Genomic DNA, 18327 nt, shown 5'->3' with positions numbered 1-18327 from the left:
TTGGGAGTGAGCCGTTGACAGCGACGGACTTGGGGACAGCGCGACTTACGCGACGCCTGCATGCACATTGGGGGAGGTCGGTATGAACATCGTCGTCGCCCTTGGACTGATCATCACCTTCGCCACCGGCGTGCCGGTGCTGATGCAGATCCTCAAACACCATCCGCGGGGCCTGATCATCCTCTTCTTCGCCGAGATGTGGGAGCGGTTCTCCTACTACGGCATGCGCGGCATCCTGATCTTCTTCCTGACGCAGCACTTCCTGTTCGACGACTCGATGGCGGGCTCGACCTACGGCTCCTACACGTCTCTGGTGTATCTGCTGCCCCTGCTGGGCGGCATCATGGCCGACCGCTTCATTGGCACGCGCAAGGCCGTAGCTTTCGGCGCTCTGCTGCTGGTCGCTGGTCACGGCATGATGGCCTTCGAGGGACGCCCGGCGACAGAAACCCTGACCTACGCCGGTCAGACCTACCAGATCGACGCCGAAGGCCGTGGTGCGGCCCGTGACGTCGCGATCGTCATCGACGGCCAGAAGTACAAGTTCGAACCTGCCGAAAACGGCATCGCCATTCAGAACCTGCCCGCGACCTCGACTCTGCCGGCCGTCATTCCGACCGCCGAGTACAAGATCGAGGCTACCCGCGACATGGCGGGCGTAAACGTCTTCTACCTGGCGATTTCCCTGATCATCATGGGGGTCGGTTTCCTGAAGCCGAACATTTCGACGATCGTGGGACAGCTTTATCCGCAGGGCGACCCACGCCGGGATTCCGGCTTTACCCTCTACTATTACGGCATCAACCTGGGGGCCTTCTGGGCCGCCGTGCTCTGCGGGCTTCTCGGGCAGACTGTCGGCTGGTGGGCGGGCTTCGGCTTGGCCGGCATCGGCATGGCGCTGGGTTGGGTCGTCTTCATGCTCGGCAAGCCGCTGCTGCAAGGCAAGGGCGAGCCGCCGGCCGACGCTGATCTGAAGAAGCCGTTGCTGGGACCGATCAACCGCGAATGGTCGATCTATCTGCTCAGCACCCTGAGTGTCGGCGTCGTCTGGTTCATGGTCCAGCGAAACGCTCTGGTCGGCTGGGTCCTGGGCGCCGCGACGGTCGCCTCGCTGCTGTTCATCCTCTACGTCATCGTCAAGGTCTGCGAAAGCAAAGCTCAGCGCGAGCGGATGATGCTGGCGATGGTGCTGATCTTCGGATCGGTGGTGTTCTTCACCCTGTTCGAACAGGCCGGCACGTCGCTGAATCTGTTTGCTGATCGTAACGTGGACCTGAGCATCACGCCGCAGGCCTTCCAGTTCCTCGGGGTCACAGTCGGAACGCCCGCCCAATTGGCCGCCGCTGGCATCACGCCGAGCGGTTTCTGGATCGACGCGACGATCACCGCCGCCCAGACTCAGTCTTTCAATGCGGGCTTCATCCTGATCTTCGCCCCCATCATGGCCGCGCTGTGGGCCTTCCTGGCCAAGCGCAAGCTGGACCCCAATCCGACGATGAAGTTCGGCCTGGGCCTGCTTCAGGTCGGTCTGGGCTTCATGATCGTGGTGTGGGGCGCTGGCATGGCCGACTCGGCCTTCCAGATGCCTCTGCTGCTGCTGGGCCTGCTCTATCTGTTCCACACGACGGGCGAACTTTTCCTGTCGCCGGTCGGCCTGTCGGAGATCACCAAACTGTCGATGGCCAAGGTGGTCAGCTTCATGATGGCGGTCTGGTTCCTGGCCAGTTCAATCGCTCAGTATGTCGGCGGTTGGATCGCTGGCCTGGCGGGTACGGAGACCGTCGGCGGACAGGTGCTGGACCCCGGTCTGGCCCTGCGCACCTCGCTGGAGGTGTTCAGCATGCTGGGGCTGTGGGGCATGGGCATCGGCGTCGCCTTCATCGTTGTCAGCTTCTTCATCAAGGGCTGGTCGCATGGAGCTAACGACGGCGACGGTCATCCCGGCCCCACGTTGAGCGATAGAGGCCAGGAAGACGGCAATATCGCTGCGCCGCGAACCTCCACCACCGGCTGATCCTCAAGGCCCGACATGAGAAAGGCGGCGTCCTCACGGACGCCGCCTTTTTTGTTTGGAAATGGCCTTCGCCTCAGAAGGTCTTGCGGACCCGGATCGAGACGAAGGTGCGGGGATCGACCGTGCTGTCCTCGATGAAGGCCACGGCGCGGGTCTCGCGGTCGGCGAAAACCGTCCGGCTGTTCGTGAAGTCGTCCCACAGGTTCAGCTGGGCGCGGATCGCCAGGGTCGGGCTCGGCTTGTACTCGGCGAACATCTCGAAATAGTCCGTGCCGCGCCATCTGGAGACCTGATCCGGCGAATAGTTGGGCTGGCCCAGATAGGGCAGCCAGTTCACGCCCCACTGCAGCTTCCAGCGCGTGATGTCCTGCTCGATGCCGATATTGGCCTGGGTGGCCCGAACACCCGAGATGGGCCGTTCTTCGCCCGTCGTCGGGTCGGTGACGGCGGTCTTGTTCCAGTCGTTCTTGAAGGTGAAGCGGGCGCCCGGCGCGCCCAGCTTGTCCAGCGGCAGGGTCACATTCAGCGACAGCCGGTCCAGCGTGCCCTCGCCGATATTGCCCACCGCCGACAGACCGCCGGCCAGGGGGATCCGGTCGATGGCGTCGATGATCTCGTCGTGGCGATAGCCGATGGAGACGACGCCCTCGCCCCAGAAGCGGCGTTCGTAGGTCAGTTCCGAGATCCAGCGCTGCTCCGGCTCCAGATCGACGTTGCCGCCATAGACGTTCTCCTCTTCCAGGTCGGCCGAGGCGGCGAAGTCGGAGAAGTCCAGCTGGCCCAGCTCGCGTTCGAAGCGGAGGCGCAGCTGGTTGTTCGGCATCGGCGTCCATGTGGCCATGAAGCGGGGCTTGGCGAAGAAGAAGCTCTTCTCCTGGTCGGCGTCGCCGGACTGGCTGATGGTCGAGGCTTCCAGACGCAGGCCGGCCTCCAGCGTCAGGTCGGGGTGCAGCCGCCATGTGCCCTTGGAGAAGGCCTCGCCGCGCGTCTCCTCGACCTTGACCGAAGCGCTGGGCAGGGGAATGGGCGCGCCGCCCTCGGTATAGGCCTGGTCGGCCTGGCGCATGTTGTAGGCGATCTCGCCGCCGGTCTCGATCGTCAGCTTCGGCGAGCGCTCGTGGCGGACCAGGGCGCGCAGGATGGTCTCTGACCTTTCGCCGGAATAGGCGAAGACCTGTTCGGGGGCGTCCACGCCGTTGTTCAGCACGTTGTAGGTCGAGACCCCGTCCCAGCTGCCGAACTCGTGCATCAGCCGGGTTTCCAGCTTGAAACGGTCGTTCAGGGGACGCTCCCAGGTCACGCCGAACTCGCCGCTGTCGCTGTCCTCGCTGTCCAGGCTTTCGCGGAAGGCGGTGGCGGATCGGCTGGTGTTGTAGCCCTGCCAGTCGTTGATCCCGTAGCGGGCGGTCAGATCGACCTTGCCGCCCGCGAGCGGGCCGGCGTAGGTCCCGCGGATCGAGTTTCCGCCGCCATAGCCGTCGGTGTCGGTGAGCTCGTCGCGCAGCACATTGCCCGAGGCGTCGCGGCGGATCAGGCGGCCGGGGCCGTTGGAATCGCTCATGCTGACGCCGTCGGACAGGGTGACGCCCCAGCTGCGGTCGCCGCTGCGGGCCGTGAACTGGTAGCTGCCGCCGTACAGGTCCTGGCCCGATCCCTCGAACTGGGTGGTGTTCCAGGTCAGGATCGACTGGCGGCTGGTCTCCTTCTTCAGGATGACGTTCACCACCACCGAGAACCCCTGCATGTCGATGCCGGGCGCGCCGCCCCGGATCAGCTCGATCCGCTCGACCTGACGGGCCGGGGTGCGGCTGAGCACGTTGGAGCCGGTGTCGTTCTTGGAGGCCGGCCGGGCGTTGCCGATCAGGACATTGCCCACCGCCCCCTCAAAGCCGCGCGCGCCGGTGCCGTCGTCCAGGTCGAAGCCGGGCACCCGGTTGACCATGTCGAGCGCGGTGTTGGGCTGTTGAGCGAGAAAGAAGGCGGGCGTGAAGACCAGCACCCCGCGCTGGGCGGCGTCGGCCAGGGGCGCCTGGCTGACCGGTCCGGTCGGCACCGGCGCCTGAGCCACCTGCGGTTCGTCGCCAGCGAAGGCGGCGCCCGCCGTAAAGAGCAGGGCTGTACCGCCCAGAAGTAAGGCCTTCGTCATCGATCTTCCCCTCGGTTTGTTGGCGAGAGGTGTGCCGATCCGCCGCATTATTCTCCAGTTACAAGGCGGAAAGGTGGATTAAATCGGCGACATCATTACAGGGTATTCATTAGACTGTACTTGGTTTGGTAAGTATACAGACCTGTAATATTTACAGGCTCTCCACCCTGCGGGGCGGAGAGCCTGTGGTCTTCAGTTGGCCGGGGCCTGGCGGTTCGGGACCGCGTCGCGAGCGGCGTCGCCGATGTTCTCAGCCGCGCCGCCGACGCTGTCTGCGGCTCCGGCGATGGCGTTCGACTCGACGGCGTCGTTGCGGTTCATGTTGATCAGGAACCAGCCGATCAGCCCGACCAGGGCCAGGCCGATGATCAGGGCGACGACGCCGCCCAGGCCGCCGCCGCGACGGCTCTCGACGACGACGGGGGCTGCGGCGGGATCGTTCTCGGTGATCCGTTCGACCCGGCCGTCAGGGTGTTCGACAGTGCGTTCGGTGGGCATGGTGTTTCCTCTCCAGTGTGGCGAGGAAACACGCGCTCGGCGATTAGGGTTCCGGCCTGTTCAGACCGCCGTGCCGCCGACGGTCAGGCCGCCCATCTTCAGCGAGGGCTGGCCGATGCCGACGGGGACGCCCTGACCGGCCTTGCCGCAGACGCCGACGCCGGGGTCGAAGGCGAAGTCGTCGCCGATCATCTGGATCTTGGTCAGGGCCGTGGCGCCGTCGCCGATCAGGGTGGCGCCGCGCACCGGCGCGGTGATGACCCCGTCCTCGATCAGATAGGCCTCGTTGCACTGGAAGACGAACTTGCCGTTGGTGATGTCCACCTGGCCGCCCGAGAAGTTGGCGGCGTAGAGGCCGCGCTTGGTATTGGCGATCATGTCGGCCTTGGAGTCCTTACCGCCCTCCATGAAGGTGTTGGTCATGCGCGGCATGGGCATGTGGGCGAAGGACTGGCGACGGCCGTTGCCGGTGGCGGCGACGCCCAGCTGACGCGCCGACAGCCGGTCGTGCATCAGGCCGACCATGATGCCGTCCTCGATCAGGACGGTGCGCGAGGTGGGGGTGCCCTCGTCGTCGACCGACAGGGAGCCGCGGCGGCCGGCGATGGAGCCGTCGTCCACTACGGTGACGCCGGGGGCGGCGACCCGCTGGCCCATCATGCCGTTGAAGACCGACGAGCCCTTGCGGTGGAAGTCGCCCTCGAAGCCGTGGCCGATGGCCTCGTGCAGCAGGACGCCGGGCCAGCCGGCCCCCAGGACCACGTCCATCTCGCCCGCCGGGCAGTCGATGGCGTCCAGATTGACCAGGGCCTGGCGCAGGGCCTCGTCCACCTGGGCCTGCCAGCGTTCGGGCGCCACCCAGGCCTCGAAGCCCGCACGGCCGCCGGCGCCGGACGAGGCGCTCTCGCGCTTGCCGTTCTGCTCGACGGTGACGGAGACGTTCAGCCGGACCAGGGGACGGACGTCGCGCACCACCCGTTCGTCGGCGCGCAGGATCTCGATGGCGCGGCGCTCGCCGACCAGGGAGGCCGAGACCTGGACCACGCGGGGATCGCGGGCGCGGGCCCAGGCGTCGATCTCGGCCAGCAGGGCGATCTTGTCCGAGAAGGCGGGCGAGGCCAGGGGATCGACCGCGTCATAGAGCTGCTGATTGGTGGCGCGCGGCCCCTCGGCGACGCGGGCGGCGTGGCCTTGCTTGGCCAGGGCGGCGCTGTCGGCGGCGCGGCGCAGGGCGGCGGCCGAGATCTCGTTGGCGTGGGCGTAGCCGGCGGTCTCGCCCGCCACGACCCGCAGGCCGAAGCCCTCGGTGGCGTCATAGGCGGCGGACTTCAGCCGGCCGTCGTCGAACACCAGGCTCTCGCTCTCGGACCGTTCCAGGAACAGCTCGCCGTCGTCGGCGCCGGCCAGGGCCGTCTTCAGGATCGACAGGGCTTCGTCGGTCTCGACGCCGGCGGCGTCGAGGGTGGGGGGGCGGGGCGGCGTGAACGGTCATGGGCTGTAGGTAGGGGGTGAAGGGCGGTTCGTCACCTGCCGGGGCGGATTCAGACGCCGGGACGAAAAAAGAGAGTCTGAATCGTCTGAATAGTCTGAAATCGGCGACGGCGGCGTTCAGGAAAAAACACAGTCTAATTTGTCTGAATCGTCTGAAATCTCCGGCGACGGCGGCAAGGGCGACAGACTAGCACGCGCGGGAGGGGCGTCAGGTCGATGAGTCCTCCGGTCCGGCAAGGCGTTGAAATCCTTGCTGAAGGACCAGCGTCATTATGAGGGCAAAGATCCCTTTCGTCATTCCGGGTCTCCGCTGCGCTGCGCCCGGAATGACGAAAGAGAAGGGGGGCGGCTCAGCGCGCCAGCCTGCCCTTGGCCTTGTCGGCGTCGAGGACGATGTCGGGGTCCGGGGCCGCGATCTCCTCGCCGCAGTGGTCGAGGATCTTCAGAATGTGGCGGATCAGGTTCAGCCGGGCGGTCTTCTTGTCGTCGGTGGCGATGATGGTCCAGGGGGCGAAGGCGCGGTCGGTCTCGTCCAGCATCCGGTCGCGGGCGTCGGAATAGGCGTCGAACCGCGCCTCGGCCTCGGCGTCCAGCGACGACAGCTTGAACCGTTTCAGCGGATCGACGCGGCGTTCCTTCAGGCGTTTCGCCTGTTCCTTGCGCGAGATGTCGAGCCAGAACTTGATCAGGATGATCCCGTCGTCGGTCAGCATCCGCTCGAAGCGCGGCGCATCGGTCAGGAACTGGGCGTACTGCTCGGGGGTGCAATAGCCCATCACCGGCTCGACCCCGGCGCGGTTGTACCAGGAGCGGTTGAAGATGACCGTCTCGCCCGCTGCGGGCAGGTGGGGGACGTAACGCTGGAAATACCACTGGCTGGTTTCCCGGTCGCTGGGCTTGGGCAGGGCGACGACGCGGGTCTGGCGCGGGGACATGTATTCCGTCAGCCGCTTGATGGCCCCGTCCTTGCCGGCGGTGTCGCGCCCCTCCAGCACGACGACCACCCGCAGCCCATGCTCGATGGTCCAGGCCTGGGTCTTCACGACAGCGAGCTGCAGCTGTTCGAGTTCGGCGTCGTAGGCGTCTGTTTTCTTTCCCATTCGATCAGAGTGGGACGGGACGGGGGCGAGGGCAAGCGGGGCGTTGACGGGCGATGCAAGATGACGCGCTTCTCACGTGCCGCCAGCGACGACCGGGGCTAGGACATTCCAAAGTGGAGGCTTCGATGACGCTGAATCGCCGCAGGCTTTTGGCCGCCGGACTGGTCGCTGTGGCGACCGGAGGCGTGTCGTCCGCTTCGGCGGGCGACGCCGCAGACTATGAGGCGGGGCTGGACGCCGCCTTTGCGGAGACCGGGCCGGCCGCCCTGGCCGGGGGCGTGGTCACGCGCGAAGGCCTGGTCTGGTCCGGGGTGCGGGGCGTGCGAAGGATCGGCGGGACCGATCCCGCGACCCTGGACGACCGCTGGCACCTGGGGTCGAACACCAAGGCGATGACGGCGGCCCTTTACGGGCGGCTGGTCGACCAGGAACGGGCGGACTGGGACGCGCCGCTGGGAAATCTGTTCCCCGGCGTCCGGATCGACCCGGCCTGGGACGGGACGACGATCCGCGACTTCATGCATCACCGGGCGGGGGTGAAGGACGCCGACGCCCTGGGCATGGTCTTTTTCCTGACCGCGAGGGGCGACCCGCGGTCCCTGCCGCAACAGCGGCTGGCCGTGGTCGAGCGGATGTTGGGCGCCGCGCCGACCGGGACGAAGGGGGCGTTCGAATACGCCAACGCCAACTATATGCTGGTCGGGGCGGCCATCGAACGGATCACGGGCCAGTCGTGGGAACAGGTCGTTCAGGCCGAATTGTTTGCGCCCCTGGGCCTGACGTCGGGCGGTTTTGGCGCGCCGAAGACCGATACGGCGGGCGGCTCCAACGTCTGGGGCCATCGCGGCGAAGGGGCGGCGCGGATCGCCGTTGATCCCGCCGATCCGGGCGCGGACAATCCCCCGGCCCTGGGGCCGGCGGGGACGGCGCACATGAGCCTGGACGACTATGCGAAATGGCTGAGGCTGTTCCTGACGGACGGCGGCGGCTGGCTGAAGCCGGAGACGGCGGCGCAACTGGCCACGCCGGGCGCGGGCGAGGGCATGCCCTACGCCCTGGGGTGGATCGCGCCGCCGCAGATTCCCTGGGCGGGCGGGCCGGTGCTGACGCACGACGGGTCGAACACCCTGTGGTACGCGACGGCCGTGGTCGCCCCGGCGCGGGGCGTGGCCTTCATCGCCCTGAGCAATCAGGGCGCGGGTCAGGCGGCGACGACCGCCCTGATGCGAAAACTGGTTGGACGGCTGAACGCCTGAGCAGATGCCAGACCCGTTCTAAATGCTCTGTACACCACTTGCGGTTATTCCGGAGCGGTGAGTGAGTGAAGGCGTACGCAGTGCTGAGTTACAATGTCTTACGAGGCGGCTGGGAGCGCGACGGGCGTCAGGTCGACCACGTCTCGCTCGGCCAGGGCGAATTCTGCGTCAGCGACGATCCCGACACCGTGATCACCACGGTCCTGGGATCCTGCGTTGCGGCCTGTGTGCGCGATCCCAAGGCCGGAATCGGCGGGATGAATCACTTCGTCCTGCCTCGGCTTCCCTCCGGCTCGCGGAGCGACCCCTCCCGCTACGGCTCCCGGCTGATGCCGCTGCTGATCGACCGCCTGCTTGAACGGGGCGCCAGCCTGAAGCGCCTGGAGGCCCAGGTGTTCGGCGGCGCAAGTCCCGGCCCGTTCCAGAATCCCATCGGCCAGAACAACGTCGATTTCGCCATGGCCTATCTGGCCGAGCGCGGCATAGCGACCGCCGCTCCCGTTCGCAGCGGGGCGGCGGGCTGCAGGCTCGAGTTCTGGCCGGAGTCAGGCCGGCTGATCCACACGCCGCTGACCGGGGTGAAGAAGGTCGCCGGCGCCAGGATCATGCTGCGCCCGGTCAAACCTCTGGTGCTGTCGTCCGCCGCCTAGGGGCGCGGGCGGCTGTATTTGAACGCTTCGCCCCCTCGCGGCGTTTGCCAGCGGGGCCGTGGGCGGTCCATGCTGGGGCTGCATGAAGCGCGACTTCGCCGATTTCTGGAATCTGCTGTGGGAGGTCGGGCTGCTGGCCTGCGCCGCCTTCGCGCTGCTGAACGCCTATGCGCCGCCGCAGGACCTGCCGTGGAAGCCGCTGGACCTGAGCCAGCCGCTGGGCCGGGCGACGGCGGCCAAGGTGGCCGACTTCGACATCGCCCCGACGGCGGCCCCGGAAGAGGTCCAGGGGGCGACCGAGGCCTGTATGCAGGTGCTGCGCGAGGCGGGGATCGAGGTCGAGCGGGCGGCGGATCGCGACGACGGCGGCTTCTGCGTCGTGCGCGGGGCGGTGCGGATCACCGGCGGGGCGGTGACGCCCCTGGCCCCGGCCGATGTGGTGATGCAGTGCCCGCTGGCCGTCCGCTATGTCATCTGGGACCGGCAGGTGTTGCAGCCGGCGGCGCGCAGCATCCTGGGCTCGGCCCCGGCGCGGGTCGAGAACTACGGGACCTATTCGTGCCGGCGCATCTATGGCTCGCAGGACGAACAGGAGCGGCCCAGCGAACATGCGCGGGCCAACGCCCTGGACGTGGCGGCGGTGCGGCTGGAGGACGGGCGGACCGTCAGCGTGCTGAACGACTGGCGCGGCCAGGGTCCGGCGGGCGAGCCGGGCGGGCGGTTCCTGCACGCGGTGCGCGACGGGGCGTGCCGACTGTTCTCGACCGTGCTGACGCCCGACTACAACGCCGCCCACGAGAACCATCTGCATGTCGATGGGGCCGAGCGGGGCCTGTGCCGTTAAGGTTGAATCGCCCCTGACGCGAATCGCTTTGCTGTTGACCGACCGGAAAAGCCGGGTGACAACAACAGCACAGTCCGGATTTTGCGTGGGGTCCACACCCGCGTCTCGCTCCTTCGCCTGAACGAGCTGTCCAGATGGACTGTCGGGTCACCCTGAGGGGGATCCGCCTGGAAAAGCGCGTTTACGGAGACGCAGACATGGCGACCGGTACGGTCAAGTGGTTCAACCCCACCAAGGGCTATGGATTCATCCAGCCCGACAGCGGCGGCTCTGACGTGTTCGTTCACGTCACCGCCGTTCAGAAGGCCGGCCTTCAGGGCCTCGATGAGAACGCCAAGGTCGAATACGAGCTGGAAAACCAGCGCGGCAAGACTTCGGCGATCGACCTCAAGCTCCTCTGAGTCGAGCGGCCGATTAAGGCATGAGAACAGGCGCGGGGGCCAAGGCTTCCGCGCCTGTTTTTGTTTGGGCTACCGCGCTTCGCGCGGTTTGAGCCGCATGATGTGGGGCTACCGCGCTTCGCGCTACTTGAGCCGCATGATGTGGGGCTACCGCGCTTCGCGCTACTTGAGCCGCATGATGTGGGGCTACCGCGCTTCGCGCTACTTGAGCCCGAGGTTGGCCTACGCGGCTTCGCGCGGCTTGAGCCCTTCGGTCGGCTTCGTTCGCTGGGATCTCTGCGCCATCACGATGGCGCCCAGGACCAGGGCGCCGCCCAGGGCCTGTATGGGCGTCAGGGTCTCGCCGAAGATCCACCAGCCCAAGAGGCCGGCGACGACCGGCTGGATCAGGATGGTGACGGCGGTGATTGAGGCCGGCAGCTTGCCCAGGGCCCAGGCGACGCCGCCCTGGCCGAAGACGTGCATGACGCCCATGGTCAGACAGGCGGCCCAGCCGGACAGGCTGGCGGGGATGATGTCCTCGCCCAGGACCAGGGCCACGATCAGCAGCAGGGGCGCGCCCAGCAGGGTGGCCCAGAAGGTGACGCGCATGGCGCCGGCCGTGGCGCGCGCCGCCTTCACCGCCAGGAAATAGCCCGAGTACCAGACCGCCACCGACAGCGAGAAGATGTCGCCCAGCGGCGGGGTGGTCCCCCGTCCGCCGTCGGCGCCCGCCGCCATGGCGAAGGCCCCGCCCATGGCCAGGGCCAGCGCCAGCAGGAACAGCCGGTGCGGCGTCTCCTTCAGCACGATCCAGCCGAACAGGGTGACGACGACCGGCGTCAGGTTGCACAGGACCGTGGCGTTGGCGACCGAGGTCATGACGATGCCGTAGTGCCAGAAGCTGAGGTCCAGGGCGAAGAACAGGCCGGCCAGCAGCGCCCATTTCGACGGGGCGGCGATCCCGCCCGGCTCGCGCGACGCCAGCAGGGTCAGCAGGGGCAGGGCGAAGACGAACCGCCAGAAGCCCGCCGCCGCCGGTCCCGTCTCGGTCAGGCGCACCAGGATGGGCGCCAGGCCCAGAACGCAGGCGGCGATCAGCAGGACGATCAGGGCGAAGGCGCGGGGGGAGACGCGGGCGGCGAGAGCGGACATGGCGGGCCTCTTACGCCGCCCCGCGACCTTCCGCCACAGGTCCCGTAGGAGGAGCAGGTCGATGCGCACGCTGGACGGTCAGGACACGGAACGGCCGCAGTCCCATGGCGTTGGGATACGGTTCCCCTTTCCAGTTGGCAGCCCTTCATGAAACTGCGCGTCCGCGCCGAGCTCGTCTATCGTTTCGATCCGCCGACGGACGCCATCTACAAGATCCAGGTCGCCCACTGGCCCGGTCAGGACATCCTGCAGGAGACCCTGACCTTCGATCCGCCGGTGGAGTTCCACGAGGACGAGGACGTCGATTTCGGGGCCCGGACCCTGCGCTGCCACGTCGAGGGCGAAGTGACCCTGACCTATGAGGCGGTGGTCGAGAACGGGGTGCTGAAGGGCCTGCCGCCCAGCGTGTCCCAGCATGACTGGGGCGAACTGCCGGCCGAGGTCCTGCCCTATCTGCAGCCCAGCCGGTACTGCCCGTCGGACCAGTTCGGCCGGTTCGTCATGCGGGAGTTCGGCGACACCTCGGGCGGGGCGCGGGTGCTGGCGATCCTGAACTGGATCACCGAGAACCTGGACTATGAGCACGGCGTGTCGGACACCGAGACGACGGCGGCGCGCACCTTCATCGACCGGGCCGGGGTGTGCCGCGACTTCACCCACCTGGGCATGACGCTGTGCCGGGCGTCGGGCATTCCGGCGCGGGCGGTCAGCGCCTTTGCGCACCAGCTGAATCCGCCCGACTTCCACGCCATCTTCGAGGTCTGGCTGGATAACGGCTGGTGGCTGGTCGATGCGACGCGGCTGGCCCCGGTCGAGGGTCTGGTGCGGATCGCCTGCGGACGCGACGCGGCGGACATCGCCTTCCTGACGACCCAGGAGCGGTGCCAGATGGTGCGGCAGTCGGTGACGGTGGCGCCGGCCTGAGTGTTTCACCCTCTCCCATTGGGAGAAGGATCAGCGTTTTTGCTCCGCCTTATAGGCCTGCAGCGCGTCGATCACGTCCATCTGGCGTAGCACCTTGTTCTGAGGATCGATCAGGACGTGCGCCCCGGCGGGAACGGCGATCTCACCCCGGCCGCCGGTCATGGCGACGGTCTGGACGCGGCCGTCGATCTCGACGTCCAGCGGCATGGGGAAGGTCTCGCCGTTGCCGGTCGCCCATTCCAGCCGCAGCACGTCGCCGTCTTGCGTCTGGGTCAACGCCGGCAGGGCGGCGTTGTAGAGATAGCCGCGGAAGAACCAGCCGTAATCCTGGCCCGTCACCTGGTTGACGATCTGGAGGAAATCCCGCGTCGAGCGGTACAGGGGCCTGAAGGCGCCGGGCCGGGGATCATCGGTTCCATAGACCAGGCGGGTCAGGGCCTGGTGGAAGGCGGCGTCCCCGATCAGCATCCGCAGCGAATGGCTGATCAGCGAGCCCTTGGAATAGATGTCGCCGCCGGGGCCGACGTCGCCCTTGTAGACCTCGTCCTCGGTCTTGGGCGTGCCCGAGACGACCGGGAACTTGTTGGCCAGACCCTCGCGCTGGTTGGCCAGTTCGCGCTGCATATAGCGGTCGCCCAGCAGCCAGCGGGCGTAGAGGGGCTGCATATAGCTGCCCAGGCCTTCGTGCAGCCACATGTCGTCGGCGTTCTGATTGGTCAGCTGGTTGCCGAACCATTCGTGGGCGAACTCGTGCTGCAGCAGCCAGTCATAGCCGCGCCCGTCGACCTTGTAGCCGTTGCCGTAGGCGTTGATGGTCTGGTGCTCCATGCCCAGGTGCGGGGTCTCGACCACGCCCATCTTCTCGTCGCCGAAGGGGAAGGGGCCGACATTAGCCTCGAAGAAGTCCAGCATCTTTGGAAACTGGGCGAACAGGGCCTGGACCTTGTCGGGCGCGTCGGACTTCAGATGCCAGTAGTTCATCGGGATCGTGTTGCCGAACCGGCTTTGATACTGGCCGCTGACCTCTTCATAAGGACCGACGTTCAGGGCGATGGCGTAGGTGTTGGGGGTCTTCGCCGACCAGTTCCAGGTGGTCCAGCCGTCGCCGTGGTCGACCTTGCCCAGGAACCGGCCGTTGGACGGCGCCGACAGGGTCGAGGGGATGGTGATGTGCAGGTCGACCCGGGCGGGTTCGCCGTGCGGGCTGTCGATACAGGGCCAGAAGATGTCGCAGCCCTCGCCCTGGACGGCGGTGGCGATCCAGGGCTCGCCCGATGGGGCCGTGGACCAGACGAAGCCGCCGTCCCAGGGGGCGCGGGGCGCGACGCGGGGCCGGCCGGCGTAGGCGACGCGCAGGGCGACGCTCTGACCGGCGACGAGGGGGCGGGGCAACTGGACCGTCAGACGGCCTTCTGGATTGGCCCAGCGGTCGGCGGCGACCTCGACCCCGTCGATCTGGACGGAGGAGATGGCCAGCAGGGTGTCCAGTTCGACCTCCAGCCGGTGCAGCGGGGCCGTGGCGGTGAAGTCCAGAACCGCGACGGCGTCGATGGCCCGGTCCTCGGGCAGGACCCGGATCGACAGGTCGGCCTTGTCGAACCGCATCGCCTGCTGCTCGGGCGTCAGGGGCTGGTCGGTGGCGAGGGTGAAGGCGGTCGACTCGCGCGGCGTCGCGGGCGGCGGGGAGGTCGTGGCGCAGGCGGCCAAAGTCAGGGCGGCCGCCGTGAAGGCCAGGGTGCGCGCAATTGTCATGGAATCCCCTCCGAGTACGGCCGAAGCCTAGCCTTAGGTCGGGGTGGGGGCAAAGAAAAAGGCCGGCGTCGCCGCCGGCCTTTTCCAGAAACAGATGCAGCGGTCGCCGATCAGGCGGCGGCGGCTTGCTCGGCCAGCTTGGCGCGGACCTGACGCTTGATGCGCTGGGCGGCGATCGACAGCTGCTCGTCGCGGGCCTTGACGATGAAGGCGTCCAGGCCGCCCTTGTAGTCGAGGGTGCGCAGCGCGGCGTTCGAGATACGCAGCGAGAAGGTCTGACCCAGGGAATCCGAGGTGACCTTGACCGTCTTCAGCGACGGCAGAAAGCGGCGCTTGGTCTTGATGTTCGAGTGGCTCACGCTATGGCCGACCATCGGGCCGATACCGGTGAGTTCGCAACGACGCGACATCGTCAGATCCTTAAGGTGCGGCGTCCAGCCCGAAACAAGGGAGAAGACGCATGAAACAAGTACGCGCGGGAAGCAGCCCGCGCGAGAGGGGGCCGTATAAGGGAAGAGGAGGTTCGGCGTCAAGCCGAGTCTTGGGCTTTCGAGGCCCGTCGCGCGTCGGCCGGGACTCGACTTCGTTCAGGCGTCATTCAAATGACGCGCGCTATGGGTCATATCATGAAGATCCACGCTGAACAGAAGGCCGCCATGTCTCGCCCGTCCCTGATTGATCGCCTGTCCAAACGCGCCCTGTCCCCGAAGGTCTGGGCCGTGCTGGCTCCGGTCATGGCCGGCGGCGTCCTGCTGGCCGCCCCCGCCCTGGCCCCGGCCCAGACGGCCGCCCAGAGCGAAGTCCTGCCCGGCTACTGGGAATATACGACCAGCGCGCTCGGCCAACGCGACACCGAACAGAAATGCGTGCGGCCCAGCGAGATCAACCGCTTCTTCGGCGGTCTGTCGACCAACCGCTGGCGCTGCACCTATCCGACCCGCGTGGTCGGGGACGGCCGGGCGCGGTTCGAGGGGACGTGTCAGGACAAGAAGGGCCGCCGGGTCAATGTGCGGCTGACCGGCGCCTATGAGGACACCAGCTTCAGCTTCCGCGGCGGGGCCCAGCTGCTGCGCGGCACCCCCTATATTCCCGCCACCATCACGGCGCGCCGCATCAGCGCCCAGTGCCCGGCCGATGCGGAGTATTTCTGAGGCTCAGACGGGTTCGGAGCGGGCGACCACATAGGTGTGCATCTGGTCGTCCGTCGAGAGACTGACGTATTCGCCGGTCTCCAGGCGTTCGTCGGCCAGGCGGAAACCGTGGACGTCGTCCGCGTCGCCGGGTTCGAAATCCAGGAACCAGCGGTCGGGGGCGGCGTGACGCAGCCGACCGAAGGCCAGGGTGGCGCCGTGCGAAAAGCGGCGGACCCGGCATTTTTCCGGCGCTTCTCGCCAGACGGCGGCGTCCAGGCGGCGCCCGGCCGTCAGCGGCGCGAGAATATCATAGCCCGCCTCGGGATCGCCCGCCGGGGCCTGTGGCTCGCGCGCCAGTTCCAGACGGATGTGATGAAAGCCCAGCGGGGCGGCGGGGTCGGCGTCGGTCATGGTCGGCTCCTGATCAAGGGCCATGTGGACGTCGAAGCCGCAGGCGCGCCTTGATGTCGGTCAAACCAAAAAGGCCCCGGATCGTTCCGGGGCCTTTCCGTTGGTTTGAGGCGGAAGCCCAGCCTGTATTCAGGCGGCTTCGGCGGTCGGGATCGGCTTCTTGGCGCTGAGCGACTTGGCCAGCAGTTCGACGGCGGCGTCCTTGTCGATCTTGTTGGCGGCGGCGACTTCGCGCGCCATCCGGTCCAGGGCCGATTCATAGAGCTGGCGCTCCGAATAGGACTGTTCCGGCTGGGTGTCGGCGCGGTGCAGGTCGCGGACCACTTCGGCGATGGAGATCAGGTCGCCCGAGTTGATCTTGGCCTCGTATTCCTGGGCGCGACGCGACCACATGGTGCGCTTGATGCGGGCGCGGCCCTTCAGGGTGGTCAGGGCCTTGGTCACGACGTCGTCGGCGGCCAGCGAACGCAGGCCGGCCGTCGCAGCCTTCTTGGTCGGGACGCGCAGGGTCATCTTCTCGTGGTCGAAGGTCACGACATAGACTTCCAGCGACATGCCCGCGACTTCCTGAGTCTCGACCGCCGCGACTTTGCCGACGCCGTGCGCCGGATAGACGACCGCGTCGCCAACCTTGAACTCCAGACCAGTCTTGCTCGTCATATTCGTCCTTTCCCGGTCAGGGCCGGGCGACGCGAAGGCGCAGGAAACGCAAACAGGATCTCGGCCGCCGGATCTCTCCGTCGGTCGGGATGATGCTGGGCGTCAAATGCGGAAACGGATCACCAAACCTCTGGCCGATCCCGTCTGTGGGCGGGATTCTGTCGCAAACACGGGCGGCGCGAAGATTTCGCGGACCGCCCGATCCAATGAAACAGAACCTATCACAAATTTGCGGAATTTCAAAACGTCCACAGGGCGGACGTGGATTTGCGACAGTTCAACCTTGGCCGTTCGGCGGGGCGAGGCGCCGAAAGTCGTCGAGAAATCAGGAGCCCTTGCCGGGCTTGGGGCTGAAGTATTTCTCGTACTTGCCCGTCTCGCGCTCATATTGTTCGCGGTCGGCGGGGGGCGTCCCCTTGACGGTGATATTGGGCCAGACCTTGGCGTATTCGGCGTTGACCTGCAGCCACTTGCCGTCCGGCTCGTCCTCGGTGTCGGGCACGATGGCGTCGACGGGGCATTCGGGCTCGCACACGCCGCAGTCGATGCACTCGTCCGGGGCGATGACCAGGAAGTTTTCGCCCTCGTAGAAACAGTCGACGGGGCACACCTCGACGCAGTCCATGAACTTACATTTCACGCAGGCGTCGGTGACGATGTAGGTCATGGGGCGGCGAACGGGGGCGAAACTGTGGGTGGGAGGCCTGCGACATGGCGGCCACGCAACCAACTGTCAACAGCGCGGCTTAAGGTGGGAGACGTTCGCAGGCGGTCTGACACGACTTGACAACAGTCAGGCTTAATCGCAACTGTGTTGATTGCATATAACGATCCTCTTCAACCGGAACATTCCCCATGCGCACCCCCTTCATGAAATACGCCCTCGCCGGCGCCCTGGCCGTCAGCCTCGCCGCCGGCGGCGCGGTGGTGGCCCAGGCCGCCCTGACCAAGACCCCGTCGGAAGTGACCGCCGGCGCCTATGACCTCGATTCCGGCCACGGCAAGATCACCTGGTCGGTGAACCACCTCGGCTTCTCGACCTACACGGGCCAGTTCGTGAACGTGAAGGCCGAGCTGAAGCTGGACGTCGCCAATCCCTCGGCCTCCACCCTGACCGCCACCATTCCGCTGACCGACGTCGCCCCGAACGACGACAAGCTGAAGGCCCACCTGCAGACCGCCGACTTCTTCGACACCGCCAATCATCCGACCGCGACCTTCGTCTCGCGTTCCGTGACGGTCGACGCCGATGACGCCAACGAGGCGACCGTGGTCGGCGACCTGACCCTGCGCGGCGTGACCAAGCCGGTCACGATCGAAGTCGAGTTCAACCAGGCCGGAACCGCCATGGGCGCCTACAAGGCCGGCTTCGACGGGGAAGCTGTCATCAAGCGCTCGGACTTCGGCATCAACTACGCCCTGCCGGCCGTGTCCGACGAGGTGAAGCTGCACATCGAGGGCGAGTTCGTCCTGAAGCAGTAAGCGATTTTCGCGCCGGGCCCCTGGCCCTCAGGGCGCGATGATCAGGGAATAGAGGGCGCGGGCTTCTTCAGGCGGCCCGCGCCTTTCGCCCATCGCCTCCACCCGCAGGGTCGTGACCCGGCCGTTCTGGGCGAAGGTCAGCAGATCGCCGGGGCGGACGCAGCGACTGGGCTTGTCCAGCCGGGTCTCCCGCCCCTGATGCGTCAAACGCACCGCGCCGCGTTCGACGAGGGCGGCGGCCAGGCTTCGCGTCTTCAAGAAACGCGCCCGCCACAGCCAGATGTCGATGCGGCAGGCGTCGTCGCTCAAGCCCGGGCCTTTCGGCGCGGGCGACGGCGGTTGGCGCGCGCCGGCGGCGTCGGGGGGGCCGTTAGGGCGGCCCGGGCGGCGGCCGTCCCTTTTACACATCCTACGCCGCCGGACGTCTACGC

At 67.2% G+C, this 18327-nt stretch carries 18 protein-coding genes and 1 pseudogene; 8 read left to right on the top strand and 11 right to left on the bottom strand.

Annotated elements, in window-relative coordinates; all coding sequences use genetic code 11:
- Positions 1-82 precede the first annotated feature (82 nt).
- A complete protein-coding gene (locus ER13_RS04500; RefSeq protein WP_008263862.1) occupies positions 83-2014 on the top strand; it encodes a peptide MFS transporter in 1932 nt (643 codons plus the stop codon).
- Positions 2015-2087: 73 nt separating this feature from the next.
- Here the strand turns inward: ER13_RS04500 and ER13_RS04495 are convergent, their stop codons facing one another.
- The 4 genes and pseudogenes from ER13_RS04495 to ppk2 all read right to left on the bottom strand — a co-directional run bounded on the left by ER13_RS04495 (position 2088) and on the right by ppk2 (position 7249).
- Positions 2088-4160, bottom strand: a complete 2073-nt coding sequence (locus tag ER13_RS04495; RefSeq protein WP_035307003.1) for a TonB-dependent siderophore receptor — start codon at positions 4158-4160, stop codon at positions 2088-2090.
- Positions 4161-4352: 192 nt separating this feature from the next.
- Entirely contained in the window at positions 4353-4658 is a 306-nt protein-coding gene (locus ER13_RS04490) for a hypothetical protein (protein WP_035307001.1), read from the bottom strand.
- A 60-nt stretch (positions 4659-4718) separates the two neighbouring features.
- Positions 4719-6119 (bottom strand): annotated as a pseudogene (gene tldD, locus ER13_RS04485) (metalloprotease TldD); the annotation flags it as partial.
- A 380-nt stretch (positions 6120-6499) separates the two neighbouring features.
- Complete coding sequence (ppk2, locus tag ER13_RS04480) at positions 6500-7249, bottom strand: polyphosphate kinase 2 (RefSeq protein WP_035306999.1); 750 nt, start codon at positions 7247-7249, stop codon at positions 6500-6502.
- Between the two features lie 125 nt (positions 7250-7374).
- Here ppk2 and ER13_RS04475 point away from each other — a divergent pair, with 125 nt between their 5' ends.
- The 4 genes from ER13_RS04475 (at position 7375) to ER13_RS04460 (ending at position 10400) form a co-directional block, all read left to right on the top strand.
- Complete coding sequence (locus ER13_RS04475; RefSeq protein ID WP_231492478.1) at positions 7375-8505, top strand: serine hydrolase; 1131 nt, start codon at positions 7375-7377, stop codon at positions 8503-8505.
- Positions 8506-8570: 65 nt separating this feature from the next.
- Positions 8571-9155 carry a chemotaxis protein CheD gene (locus ER13_RS04470; protein ID WP_197019726.1) on the top strand — a complete coding sequence of 195 codons (585 nt, stop codon included), beginning with the start codon at positions 8571-8573 and terminating at the stop codon, positions 9153-9155.
- A gap of 82 nt (positions 9156-9237) precedes the next feature.
- Positions 9238-9999: an extensin family protein gene (locus ER13_RS04465; protein WP_008264227.1), complete on the top strand. Its 762-nt coding sequence runs from the start codon at positions 9238-9240 to the stop codon at positions 9997-9999.
- Positions 10000-10196: 197 nt separating this feature from the next.
- A complete protein-coding gene (locus tag ER13_RS04460) occupies positions 10197-10400 on the top strand; it encodes a cold-shock protein (RefSeq protein WP_008264090.1) in 204 nt (67 codons plus the stop codon).
- A 222-nt stretch (positions 10401-10622) separates the two neighbouring features.
- Here the strand turns inward: ER13_RS04460 and ER13_RS04455 are convergent, their stop codons facing one another.
- Positions 10623-11534 carry a DMT family transporter gene (locus ER13_RS04455; protein WP_035306994.1) on the bottom strand — a complete coding sequence of 304 codons (912 nt, stop codon included), beginning with the start codon at positions 11532-11534 and terminating at the stop codon, positions 10623-10625.
- A 147-nt stretch (positions 11535-11681) separates the two neighbouring features.
- Here ER13_RS04455 and ER13_RS04450 point away from each other — a divergent pair, with 147 nt between their 5' ends.
- Entirely contained in the window at positions 11682-12458 is a 777-nt protein-coding gene (locus ER13_RS04450; protein WP_035306992.1) for a transglutaminase family protein, read from the top strand.
- A gap of 30 nt (positions 12459-12488) precedes the next feature.
- Here ER13_RS04450 and ER13_RS04445 read toward each other — a convergent pair whose 3' ends face one another.
- Positions 12489-14210: a M1 family metallopeptidase gene (locus tag ER13_RS04445; protein WP_035306990.1), complete on the bottom strand. Its 1722-nt coding sequence runs from the start codon at positions 14208-14210 to the stop codon at positions 12489-12491.
- 110 nt (positions 14211-14320) lie between these two features.
- Positions 14321-14620, bottom strand: a complete 300-nt coding sequence (rpmB, locus tag ER13_RS04440; protein WP_035306987.1) for a 50S ribosomal protein L28 — start codon at positions 14618-14620, stop codon at positions 14321-14323.
- 216 nt (positions 14621-14836) lie between these two features.
- Between rpmB and ER13_RS04435 the strand changes: the two genes are divergently transcribed.
- A complete protein-coding gene (locus ER13_RS04435; protein ID WP_231492476.1) occupies positions 14837-15361 on the top strand; it encodes a DUF3617 family protein in 525 nt (174 codons plus the stop codon).
- A 3-nt stretch (positions 15362-15364) separates the two neighbouring features.
- Here the strand turns inward: ER13_RS04435 and ER13_RS04430 are convergent, their stop codons facing one another.
- From ER13_RS04430 to fdxA, 3 genes are all read right to left on the bottom strand, one after another.
- Complete coding sequence (locus ER13_RS04430) at positions 15365-15754, bottom strand: hypothetical protein (RefSeq protein WP_035307039.1); 390 nt, start codon at positions 15752-15754, stop codon at positions 15365-15367.
- A 129-nt stretch (positions 15755-15883) separates the two neighbouring features.
- Positions 15884-16414 (bottom strand): CarD family transcriptional regulator, encoded by a 531-nt coding sequence (locus tag ER13_RS04425; RefSeq protein ID WP_008260268.1) that lies wholly within the window; start codon positions 16412-16414, stop codon positions 15884-15886.
- A gap of 325 nt (positions 16415-16739) precedes the next feature.
- On the bottom strand, positions 16740-17081 hold the full coding sequence (gene fdxA / locus ER13_RS04420; protein ID WP_017505910.1) for a ferredoxin FdxA: 342 nt from the start codon (positions 17079-17081) through the stop codon (positions 16740-16742).
- A gap of 188 nt (positions 17082-17269) precedes the next feature.
- Between fdxA and ER13_RS04415 the strand changes: the two genes are divergently transcribed.
- Complete coding sequence (locus ER13_RS04415) at positions 17270-17896, top strand: YceI family protein (protein WP_155988087.1); 627 nt, start codon at positions 17270-17272, stop codon at positions 17894-17896.
- 27 nt (positions 17897-17923) lie between these two features.
- Here ER13_RS04415 and ER13_RS04410 read toward each other — a convergent pair whose 3' ends face one another.
- Positions 17924-18205 carry an RNA-binding S4 domain-containing protein gene (locus tag ER13_RS04410; protein ID WP_035306978.1) on the bottom strand — a complete coding sequence of 94 codons (282 nt, stop codon included), beginning with the start codon at positions 18203-18205 and terminating at the stop codon, positions 17924-17926.
- Between the last annotated feature and the right edge of the window lie 122 nt (positions 18206-18327).

The organism is Brevundimonas sp. EAKA, assembly GCF_000698025.1.
GTDB lineage: Bacteria > Pseudomonadota > Alphaproteobacteria > Caulobacterales > Caulobacteraceae > Brevundimonas > Brevundimonas mediterranea_A.
Note: the sequence above shows the minus strand (reverse complement) of the source record. Positions and strands in the feature narration are given on the sequence as shown.

Excerpts from the sequence above, each read along its gene's own strand:
- ER13_RS04500 (WP_008263862.1), top strand. The coding sequence starts at position 83 with ATGAACATCGTCGTCGCCCTTGGACTGATCATCACCTTCGCCACCGGC.
- ER13_RS04495 (WP_035307003.1), bottom strand. The coding sequence starts at position 4,160 with ATGACGAAGGCCTTACTTCTGGGCGGTACAGCCCTGCTCTTTACGGCG.
- ER13_RS04490 (WP_035307001.1), bottom strand. The coding sequence starts at position 4,658 with ATGCCCACCGAACGCACTGTCGAACACCCTGACGGCCGGGTCGAACGG.
- ppk2 (WP_035306999.1), bottom strand. The coding sequence starts at position 7,249 with ATGGGAAAGAAAACAGACGCCTACGACGCCGAACTCGAACAGCTGCAG.
- ER13_RS04475 (WP_231492478.1), top strand. The coding sequence starts at position 7,375 with ATGACGCTGAATCGCCGCAGGCTTTTGGCCGCCGGACTGGTCGCTGTG.
- ER13_RS04465 (WP_008264227.1), top strand. The coding sequence starts at position 9,238 with ATGAAGCGCGACTTCGCCGATTTCTGGAATCTGCTGTGGGAGGTCGGG.
- ER13_RS04460 (WP_008264090.1), top strand. The coding sequence starts at position 10,197 with ATGGCGACCGGTACGGTCAAGTGGTTCAACCCCACCAAGGGCTATGGA.
- ER13_RS04455 (WP_035306994.1), bottom strand. The coding sequence starts at position 11,534 with ATGTCCGCTCTCGCCGCCCGCGTCTCCCCCCGCGCCTTCGCCCTGATC.
- ER13_RS04450 (WP_035306992.1), top strand. The coding sequence starts at position 11,682 with ATGAAACTGCGCGTCCGCGCCGAGCTCGTCTATCGTTTCGATCCGCCG.
- ER13_RS04445 (WP_035306990.1), bottom strand. The coding sequence starts at position 14,210 with ATGACAATTGCGCGCACCCTGGCCTTCACGGCGGCCGCCCTGACTTTG.
- rpmB (WP_035306987.1), bottom strand. The coding sequence starts at position 14,620 with ATGTCGCGTCGTTGCGAACTCACCGGTATCGGCCCGATGGTCGGCCAT.
- ER13_RS04435 (WP_231492476.1), top strand. The coding sequence starts at position 14,837 with ATGAAGATCCACGCTGAACAGAAGGCCGCCATGTCTCGCCCGTCCCTG.
- ER13_RS04430 (WP_035307039.1), bottom strand. The coding sequence starts at position 15,754 with ATGACCGACGCCGACCCCGCCGCCCCGCTGGGCTTTCATCACATCCGT.
- ER13_RS04425 (WP_008260268.1), bottom strand. The coding sequence starts at position 16,414 with ATGACGAGCAAGACTGGTCTGGAGTTCAAGGTTGGCGACGCGGTCGTC.
- fdxA (WP_017505910.1), bottom strand. The coding sequence starts at position 17,081 with ATGACCTACATCGTCACCGACGCCTGCGTGAAATGTAAGTTCATGGAC.
- ER13_RS04415 (WP_155988087.1), top strand. The coding sequence starts at position 17,270 with ATGCGCACCCCCTTCATGAAATACGCCCTCGCCGGCGCCCTGGCCGTC.